Here is a 7,975-nt window from a genome sequence, read left to right on the forward strand (position 1 = left end):
CCTCCCCTGACAAGGGGAGGTTGGGAGGGGTTTCTTCTTTCACCATCGTCGTCGATTATTCCGGCCCCAACCTTGCCAAGGAAATGCATGTCGGCCATCTGCGTTCCACCATTATCGGCGATGCGGTGGCGCGGGTGCTGGAATTCCAGGGGCATAAGGTGATCCGCCAGAACCATGTTGGTGACTGGGGCACGCAGTTCGGGATGCTGATTGCGCACATGGTCAGCATTGCAGGACAAAGCGGCGGGGCGGGTGGTGTCGAGCCACAACTGGCCGATCTGGAAACGTTCTACCGTGCCGCCAAGCAGCGTTTCGACGATGAGCCGGAATTCGCCAAAATGGCGCGGGATTACGTGGTGAAGCTGCAATCCGGCGACCCGGAATGCCTGAAATTGTGGAGGCAGTTCATCGACATTTCGCTGCATCATTGTGAAAGCGTGTACCAGCGGCTCGGCGTGCAACTGAGGCGTGCGGATGTGATGCCGGAAAGCGCCTACAACGACGATCTGGCCACCATTGTCAGCGAATTGCAGGCCAAGGGCTTGCTGGTGGAAGACCAGGGGGCGCAGTGTGTGTTCCTTGATGAATTCAAGAACAAGGACGGCAGCATCACGCCGATCATCGTGCAGAAATCCGATGGCGGTTATTTGTACGCCACCACCGACCTGGCGGCGCTGCGTTACCGTAGCGGCGTGCTGAACGCTGACCGTGCGCTGTATTTCACCGATGCCCGCCAGTCGCTGCACTTCCAGCAGGTGTTTTTGCTGGCGCGCAAGGCCGGGTTTGTGCGCGAAGCCCTGTCGCTGGAGCACATGCCGTTCGGCAATATGCTGGGTGAGGATGGCAAGCCGTTCAAGACCCGCAGCGGCGGCACGGTCAAGCTGGCGGAGTTGCTGACTGAGGCCGAGGAGCGCGCTTTTGCACTGGTGTCAGAAAAGAACCCGGAACTGCCGGAGGACGAGCGCCACGCCATCGCCCATGCAGTGGGCATTGGTGCGGTCAAATACGCTGACCTTTCCAAAAACCGCAACTCCGATTACATCTTCAACTGGGAAGCCATGCTCAGTTTCGAGGGGAACACTGCGCCGTATTTGCAGTATGCGTATGCGCGCATCAGGAGCATTTTCAGGAAGAGTGGAAACCCCTCCCCAGCCCTTCCCTTATCAGGGGAGGGGGCGAAGATTGCCTTGCGGGAAACCGCCGAACGCACGCTGGCGGTCAAGCTGCTGCAATTTGGCGAAGCGGTCGACAGCGTGGCGAAAGAAGGGCTGCCGAACCATCTTTGCACCTACCTGTATGAGCTGGCGGGCAATTTCATGAGTTTCTACGAAGCCTGCCCGATCCTGAAAGACGGCGTGGCGGAGGAGGTGCGCAACAGCCGCCTGCAACTGGCGGAACTGACCGCGCAAACCCTGCAAACCGGCCTGGGCCTGTTGGGGATTGCGGTGATGGGGCGGATGTAAGCCGCTTCATTCATTGATCTGCTGCAACAGTTGGCGGGAAAGGTAGTAGCCATTGGCCGCCATTGCATCCAGCAATGGCGCGGCGTCGCTGATCAATTGCCGCTGCTGCGCAATCCAGAGCACCCTGACCGTCCCGGCAAAGGCTAAATTCCGTCGCAGGGCTTCACGGCGGGCAAGTCGGTCATCCATGATCAGCAGGGCATTGGGGTGGGCGGCGGCCAGTTGCAGGGCTTCCTGCTCCCCATCGCCAAGGCTTGCCGGAAAGTCTTGCGGCGGGGGCGCTGTCATCACCTGTAGCCAGCCTTGCTGCCGGGCATGGCTGATCTGTTCGGCGGCTGCGTCGTTATGCGTTTGGGATTCCCGCCACACGGCCTGTGGTATCCATACGGTTGTGAACAGCTGTTGCAGGATCGTAAGCTGATTGACCCCGGCGAACGCCAGCAATGGGCCGGTATCGCTGATTATGACAACCATGCGGACAAATCGCGGGCTTCGTGTGTGGTGGTCTCGTCGGGTCGGGCGATTTCAATGCCCAGGCTGCCCAGATGTTTAATGAAGGCGCCCATGTTCAGGCCGCTGAGGCGGGCGGCTTTTCCCAGCGACATCAGGCCATCGCGGAACAGGCTGGCGGCGAGTGCAGGGCGCAAACCCGTGGCGGTGTCGCTGAGGGTTTTATCCAGATGCACCAGCAGGGCGTCCGGTTGATCCCCTTTTAAAATCAGCACGGGCGCTTCGCGGGCATGGCGCAGTGCGAGTGAAGGGTTCTTTTTGAGTTCGCGGACATTGGTGGCGTACATGGCGGCTTTCCTGAAGTGTTTTGCCGGAGTGTAGTCCACGCTATGCAGCCACACAAGCCTTCAGCGGAAGCGGATGTAAGCCGTCGGATTCATATCCACAAGGAGCCGAGCGGAATCCCCACGGCATCGAAGGGCGGGATGCGGGCGGTGTCATCGTCGCCCCATGCGCCCAGCAGCACCCAATGCCCGTTGAGGGATTGGTAGGCTTCCAGGGTTTTGTGTTCCGGGTCGACCAGCCACAGCCATTCCACGCCCAGCTCGCGGTAGATGGGCATTTTGATGATGCGGTCCTTGCTGGCGGTGGCGGGGGAAATGACTTCACATACCCAGTCGGGAACCAGCCCGATCCAGGCCGTATCGGGCAGCGCGGGCATCCGCTCACGTTTCCAGCCCGCCAGATCGGGGACCAGGATGTGCGGCCTGTCGCCCAGGTGCAGTTCCGGTTCGAACAGGATGACCCAGCCGCCGGGGCCGCCTTCGCCAAAGTCATAAGGCGGCTCGATACGCCCTGACAGGGATGAAGCCGCCCGCGCGTGGCGTACTGCCGGGCGTGGTTGCGTGTGCAGCTCGCCATTGAGGATTTCCGCTATCAGGTGTTCGGGAACCTGTAGCAGGTCTGCATAGCTTGCGTCACTTTTCGTTTGTGTATGTGCGGTGTTGGCCATCTGGGTTCCTCGGGTTTCTGCTGTCTGCGCCAGCCTGCTGTTATGGTAACGCGGATTTCGTGCTGGCGTGAATGTTGGGGGAACCTCATTCGCCGCACGCCATCCCGAAATGTTGCAGGATGGCTTCGATTTGGGCTGGCTTGCTGGCGGTATTTTGCCAGCGGTTTGCAATCAGGCTAACATGGGCGGGAACACACCCTGATCAAGCCGCACCTACGCGGGTCTGGCTGCAAGGCTTATCTCAATGATATGAAAGTGCGGATTGGTGAGGACGAGGCGTTTTACTATCCCGACTTGCTGGTTTCCTGCGACCCGGACGACCACAAGCGCAATTACGTCAAGCAATCCCCGTTGTTGATTGTCGAAATCCTCTCCGCCAGTACGGAAGCCTATGACCGGGGCGACAAGTTTGCCTGTTACCGCCAGCTCGACAGTTTGCAGGAATATGTGCTGGTCAGCCCGAAAACCTACCGCGTGGAAGCCTTCCGCCGCAATGCCCAGAATCGCTGGGAGCTGTTCAGTTTTGCAGGGGCGGAGGCAGAGGTGGAGTTCGCCAGCATCAACTTTCGTTGCTACATGCAGGCCGTTTACGAAGACGTGGATTTTGGGCTGGTTTGATCACCCCCAGCTAAACTGCTACTGCCCGCTTCACCGGCGCTTCCTTGATCGGCAGGTTGACCACCGCCGCCAACGTCGCCAGCGCAATGTCGGCATACCACATCCAGGTGAAGTCGCCGAAGCGGCTGATGGTGACGCCTCCCAGCCATGCGCCGAGGAACCCACCGATCTGGTGCGAGAGCAAGGTCAGGCCAAACAGTGTCGCCAGATAACGGGAGCCAAACAGCTTGCTGACAATGGCCGCTGTGGGCGGGACAGTCGCCAGCCAAGTAAAGCCAAGGCCCGCCGCGAACAGGTAGTAAGTCCATTCCGTGCGTGGCGACAGCAGATACCAGACGATCAGCAAGGCGCGTGAAGCATACATGGCCGCCAACACATATTTGCTGCGGTAATAAGTGATGCACGAGCCTGCATACAAACTCCCCAATACATTCGCCAGCCCGATAATGGCCAGCGACCAACTGGCGACGCTGGGAGGCAGCCCGCAGAGGTTGACTTCACCCGGCAGGTGCGTGACCAGAAAGGCGATGTGGAAACCGCAGGTGAAAAAGCCGGTGTGCAACAGCAGGTAGCTGGGGTTTTTCATCGCATCCCCAACCGCTTGTTGCAGGCTTTGGTGGTTGTCTGCCTGAGGTGTTTTGCCCGCTGGCTTTGCGCTATGCAGCTTGCCAATCATGGGAATCGTCGCCAGGGCAACGGCGGCCATTGCCCACATGGCTCCCATCCAGCCGATGGATTGGATCAGCTTTTGCAGGATGGGGGCGAAGATGAATTGCCCGAACGAGCCGCCCGCATTGATCACGCCGGAGGCCATGCCGCGTGATTCGACCGGCATCTGCTGCGCTGTTGCGCCAATCAGCAGGGAAAAGCTGCCGATGCCGGAACCCATGGCGGCGAGCAAGCCCAGTGTGACGGTCAGGCCGAAACCTCCGGCAACCAGCGGGGTCAGCGCGCAACCCAGCGCCAGGGCGGCCAGCCCGACGGCCAGCACCCTTTGTGCGCCGTAACGGTCTGCCGCCACGCCTGCAATGGGTTGGATCAGCCCCCAGGTGAATTGCCCAATCGCCAGCGCCAGGCTGATGGTGACAATATCGATGCCGGTCGTTGTGTTCAGCGGGTTTACGAATAGCCCGAAGGATTGCCGGATGCCCATGGTGACCATGAGGATGCCCGCTGCGGCCAGGGTGATGCCCAACACCTGCGGATGGCGGATGGTCTGAAACATGCTTGTGCTCCCGTTCAAATGCTTGGGGGAAAGTGTGGTGTGGAAGCAGTCGGGCGGCAACTCATTTAATATCGGCCATGTGATAGGATTTCTACAGTATGAACCGATACCCACCCCTGAAAGCCTTGCTTGCATTCGATGCAGCGATGAGCACCAATAGTTTTTCTCTTGCGGCGGAAGCGTTGTGCGTGACCCCGGGCGCGGTCGGCCAGCAAATCCAGAAGCTGGAAGAGTGGCTGGGCGTGCCTTTGTTTACGCGCCAGGTGCGCCAGATCTTGCCGACGGAGGAAGCCAAGGCATATTGGCAAAAGATCCAGCCTGCGCTGGCGCAGATTGCCGACGCCAGCCAGAAATTGCGGGATAGCAGCAGCCGGGCGGTGTGGCTTTCCATGCCACCCAGTTTTGCGACGAAATGGTTTACGGCGCGCATGGCCCAACTGCTGACCCAACACCCTGGGATTGAGCTGCATTTGAATGTCACCCCGCTGACGGTCGATTTCGAGCGTGAATCCATTGATCTGGCGATCCGCTATTTTGACGGCCAGACGGCCAATCTGGACGCCACCCTGCTGTTTGGCGATGAGGCCCGTGTGTATGGCAGCCCGGAATACATCGCCAGTTTGGGCTTGCATGCCCCGCACGATTTATTGCGCGCGACCTTGCTGGCGACCACGATACACCCTGAGTGGGAGCGCTGGTTGCAACAGTTCGGGGAATTGGCGGAAGGGCAGGTAGCGGGCATCCCGCGCATCCATTTTGACCAGGCGCTGATGGCGATTGAGGCCGCCAGATTGGGCCAGGGAATGGTGATGACCAGCCGTGTGCTGGTGGAAAGCGAACTGGCGGCGGGAACCCTGGTGGAGCCGTTTGCGGCGTGTTGTCTGCCGACGGCGAATGGCTATTACGTTGTCCACCATCACAAGCTGGCGCTGCGGCCTGTCGCCATGCGGGTCAAGCATTGGCTGATTGGTGCGGCTAAATGTGAACCGTGAAGCAGGTGCAACCTGCGATGGGTTTGATGCAGGCTGGCAACCCAGCCTGTACGTTGCCGATAAGTGGCGATTACAGCGGGGTTTCTTCCTCTTTCGGTGCCAGCGACAGTTTCGACATGAAATCGGGGTCTGCTTGCGGGCGTTGAGGCTGCGCCGCAGTTGTCGCTGCCGGAGCCGGGGCAGGGGCAACGGGTGCTGAAGGCGCAGGCCGTGCCTTGTGCAGGTTGCCGGACAGGTTGATCTTGAGCTTGAGGTTGCTGGGTGAGTCGGCGTTGCGCAGGGCTTCGGCCAGGGAGATCGTGCCTTCCAGGTACAGGCGGTAAAGGTGGCTGTCGAAGGTTTGCATGCCTTGTTCCTCCGACTTTTCCATGATTTCCTTGATGGCGTGGACTTCGCCTTTCATGATCAGGTCACGCACCATCGGTGTGCCGAGCAGGATTTCAATGGCGGCTACACGCTTGCCGTCGACGGTGGGGATCAGGCGCTGCGAGACAAAGGCTTTCAGGTTGAGGGAAAGGTCTATCAGCAACTGGTGGCGGCGTTCTTCAGGAAAGAAATTGATGATGCGGTCGAGTGCCTGGTTGGCATTGTTGGCATGCAGGGTGGAGAGGCACAGATGGCCGGTTTCGGCGAAAGCGAGCGCGTGTTCCATGGTGTCCTGCGAGCGGACTTCGCCGATCAGGATCACGTCAGGGGCTTGGCGCAGGGTGTTTTTCAGCGCGTCTTCGTAGCTGTCGGTGTCGACGCCGACTTCGCGCTGGTTGATGATGGATTTTTTGTGCGGGTGGACGTATTCCACCGGGTCTTCGATGGTGATGATATGCCCGTCGTGGTTGGCGTTGCGGTGGTCGATCAGGGCGGCGAGCGAGGTGGATTTGCCGGAACCTGTCCCGCCCACAAACAGGATCAGGCCACGCTTTTCCATAATGACATCTTTCAGCACTTTGGGCAGGCCAAGCTTGTCGGCGTTGGGGATGTCGGTCTTGATGTTGCGGATCACCATCGCGATCTTGTGGCGCTGCTTGAAAATGTTGACGCGGAAACGGCCTATGCCTTCCTCGCTGATGGCCAAGTTCATTTCCGGCTTGTGCTCAAATTGCTGCTGCTGTTCCTTGTTCATCAGGCTGTAGGCCATGTCGTGCAGCATTTCCGGGGTCATCACCACCTTATCGACGGCTTTCAGTTTGCCCTGGAATTTGGCCTTGGGTTCAAGGTCGGCAGTGAGGTACAGGTCGGAGCCGTCGTAATGGGCGAGGATGCGCAGGTATTCTTTGAGTTTCATGCAGGAAGTCCTTTATTGTTATGGATTGTTCAGGCCATTGTAACAGCAAAATCCCATGCGTTTAGATCAGTTCGTCAGCCAGTCCACAGGAATGCCGCGCTCCGAAGCGCAAAAACTTATCCGCTGGGGGAGGGTGCGGGCGGATGGAAAAGGCATCACCAAACCGGCAACACATATTGGCCCGCAGGCTGTGGTGACGCTGGATGGCGCGGCGATTTCCTTGCCCGGCGCCATTTACATCATGCTGCACAAACCGGCAGGCGTGGTCAGCGCGACGGAAGACCCTGCGCATCGCACCGTCATGGATTTGATTGATCACCCGCATCGGCACACGCTGCATGTGGTGGGGCGGCTGGACAAGGACACCACTGGCCTGTTGCTGGTCACCAATGATGGCGACTGGTCGCACCGGCTGATGTCGCCCAAACACCATGTGCCGAAAACCTATCTGGCGACCCTGGCGGAACCTTTGGTGGAAGCTGCGGCGGAACAATTGCGCGCCGGTGTGCAATTGCATGGTGAAAAAGGGCTGACCAAACCGGCGGCGGTGGAAATCCTGCCTGCTTGCCAAGCACGGATTACCCTCCATGAAGGCAAATACCATCAGGTAAAGCGCATGTTCGCAGCGGTGGGCAACCGGGTGGAGGCCTTGCACCGGGAGCGGATTGGTGGATTGCTGCTTGATCCCCAGCTTCCAGTGGGTAAGTGGAGGGATGTGTTGATAACAGAAATTCACCTTCCCCCTTTAGAATCATCATTGATTTGAATAATTATTAGTCTATTTTTCTAAAAAATTTACAAGTTTTCATTGAAAAAAATAAAATCTGATCGTAAAATTAATTTAGTTAATGATGTGGGATCGTTACGAATCATGTCTCCGGGCTTGAGTATAAATATTAATGGCTCTATATGCGTTTTGGGGTCTTAGTCGCT

Annotated in this window: 9 protein-coding genes; 4 read left to right on the forward strand and 5 right to left on the reverse strand. The window is 58.5% G+C overall.

Annotated elements, in window-relative coordinates; all coding sequences use genetic code 11:
* The coding region (gene argS, locus VSS37_RS15090; RefSeq protein ID WP_324696542.1) for an arginine--tRNA ligase at window positions 1-1,463 on the forward strand (1,463 nt) is incomplete at its 5' end.
* Between the two features lie 6 nt (window positions 1,464-1,469).
* On the opposite strand, the gene VSS37_RS15095 is transcribed toward argS, so the two are convergent.
* The 3 genes from VSS37_RS15095 to VSS37_RS15105 form a co-directional block, all read right to left on the reverse strand.
* Entirely contained in the window at window positions 1,470-1,937 is a 468-nt protein-coding gene (locus tag VSS37_RS15095; RefSeq protein ID WP_324696544.1) for a PIN domain-containing protein, read from the reverse strand.
* Complete coding sequence (locus VSS37_RS15100; protein ID WP_324696545.1) at window positions 1,925-2,260, reverse strand: UPF0175 family protein; 336 nt, start codon at window positions 2,258-2,260, stop codon at window positions 1,925-1,927. The genes VSS37_RS15095 and VSS37_RS15100 overlap by 13 nt, the downstream gene beginning before the upstream one ends.
* Window positions 2,261-2,349: 89 nt before the next feature.
* A complete protein-coding gene (locus VSS37_RS15105; protein ID WP_324696547.1) occupies window positions 2,350-2,925 on the reverse strand; it encodes a Uma2 family endonuclease in 576 nt (191 codons plus the stop codon).
* A 201-nt stretch (window positions 2,926-3,126) separates the two neighbouring features.
* On the opposite strand from VSS37_RS15105, the gene VSS37_RS15110 reads away from it, so the two are divergent.
* A complete protein-coding gene (locus VSS37_RS15110) occupies window positions 3,127-3,543 on the forward strand; it encodes a Uma2 family endonuclease (protein ID WP_324696554.1) in 417 nt (138 codons plus the stop codon).
* Window positions 3,544-3,553: 10 nt separating this feature from the next.
* Here VSS37_RS15110 and VSS37_RS15115 read toward each other — a convergent pair whose 3' ends face one another.
* Complete coding sequence (locus VSS37_RS15115; protein ID WP_324696549.1) at window positions 3,554-4,768, reverse strand: MFS transporter; 1,215 nt, start codon at window positions 4,766-4,768, stop codon at window positions 3,554-3,556.
* Between the two features lie 98 nt (window positions 4,769-4,866).
* Between VSS37_RS15115 and VSS37_RS15120 the strand changes: the two genes are divergently transcribed.
* On the forward strand, window positions 4,867-5,760 hold the full coding sequence (locus tag VSS37_RS15120) for a LysR substrate-binding domain-containing protein (RefSeq protein WP_324696550.1): 894 nt from the start codon (window positions 4,867-4,869) through the stop codon (window positions 5,758-5,760).
* 70 nt (window positions 5,761-5,830) lie between these two features.
* Here VSS37_RS15120 and VSS37_RS15125 read toward each other — a convergent pair whose 3' ends face one another.
* Window positions 5,831-7,042 carry a PilT/PilU family type 4a pilus ATPase gene (locus tag VSS37_RS15125; protein ID WP_324696551.1) on the reverse strand — a complete coding sequence of 404 codons (1,212 nt, stop codon included), beginning with the start codon at window positions 7,040-7,042 and terminating at the stop codon, window positions 5,831-5,833.
* A gap of 55 nt (window positions 7,043-7,097) precedes the next feature.
* Between VSS37_RS15125 and VSS37_RS15130 the strand changes: the two genes are divergently transcribed.
* Window positions 7,098-7,808 (forward strand): pseudouridine synthase, encoded by a 711-nt coding sequence (locus VSS37_RS15130; RefSeq protein WP_324696552.1) that lies wholly within the window; start codon window positions 7,098-7,100, stop codon window positions 7,806-7,808.
* Window positions 7,809-7,975: the final 167 nt, after the last annotated feature.

It is taken from the genome of Candidatus Thiothrix phosphatis (genome assembly GCF_035668035.1).
Lineage (GTDB): Bacteria > Pseudomonadota > Gammaproteobacteria > Thiotrichales > Thiotrichaceae > Thiothrix > Thiothrix phosphatis.

Bases quoted from the DNA above. Each gene is read 5' to 3' on its own strand.
- VSS37_RS15095 (WP_324696544.1), bottom strand. From the start codon at position 1,937: ATGGTTGTCATAATCAGCGATACCGGCCCATTGCTGGCGTTCGCCGGG.
- VSS37_RS15100 (WP_324696545.1), bottom strand. From the start codon at position 2,260: ATGTACGCCACCAATGTCCGCGAACTCAAAAAGAACCCTTCACTCGCA.
- VSS37_RS15105 (WP_324696547.1), bottom strand. From the start codon at position 2,925: ATGGCCAACACCGCACATACACAAACGAAAAGTGACGCAAGCTATGCA.
- VSS37_RS15115 (WP_324696549.1), bottom strand. From the start codon at position 4,768: ATGTTTCAGACCATCCGCCATCCGCAGGTGTTGGGCATCACCCTGGCC.
- VSS37_RS15120 (WP_324696550.1), top strand. From the start codon at position 4,867: ATGAACCGATACCCACCCCTGAAAGCCTTGCTTGCATTCGATGCAGCG.
- VSS37_RS15125 (WP_324696551.1), bottom strand. From the start codon at position 7,042: ATGAAACTCAAAGAATACCTGCGCATCCTCGCCCATTACGACGGCTCC.
- VSS37_RS15130 (WP_324696552.1), top strand. From the start codon at position 7,098: ATGCGTTTAGATCAGTTCGTCAGCCAGTCCACAGGAATGCCGCGCTCC.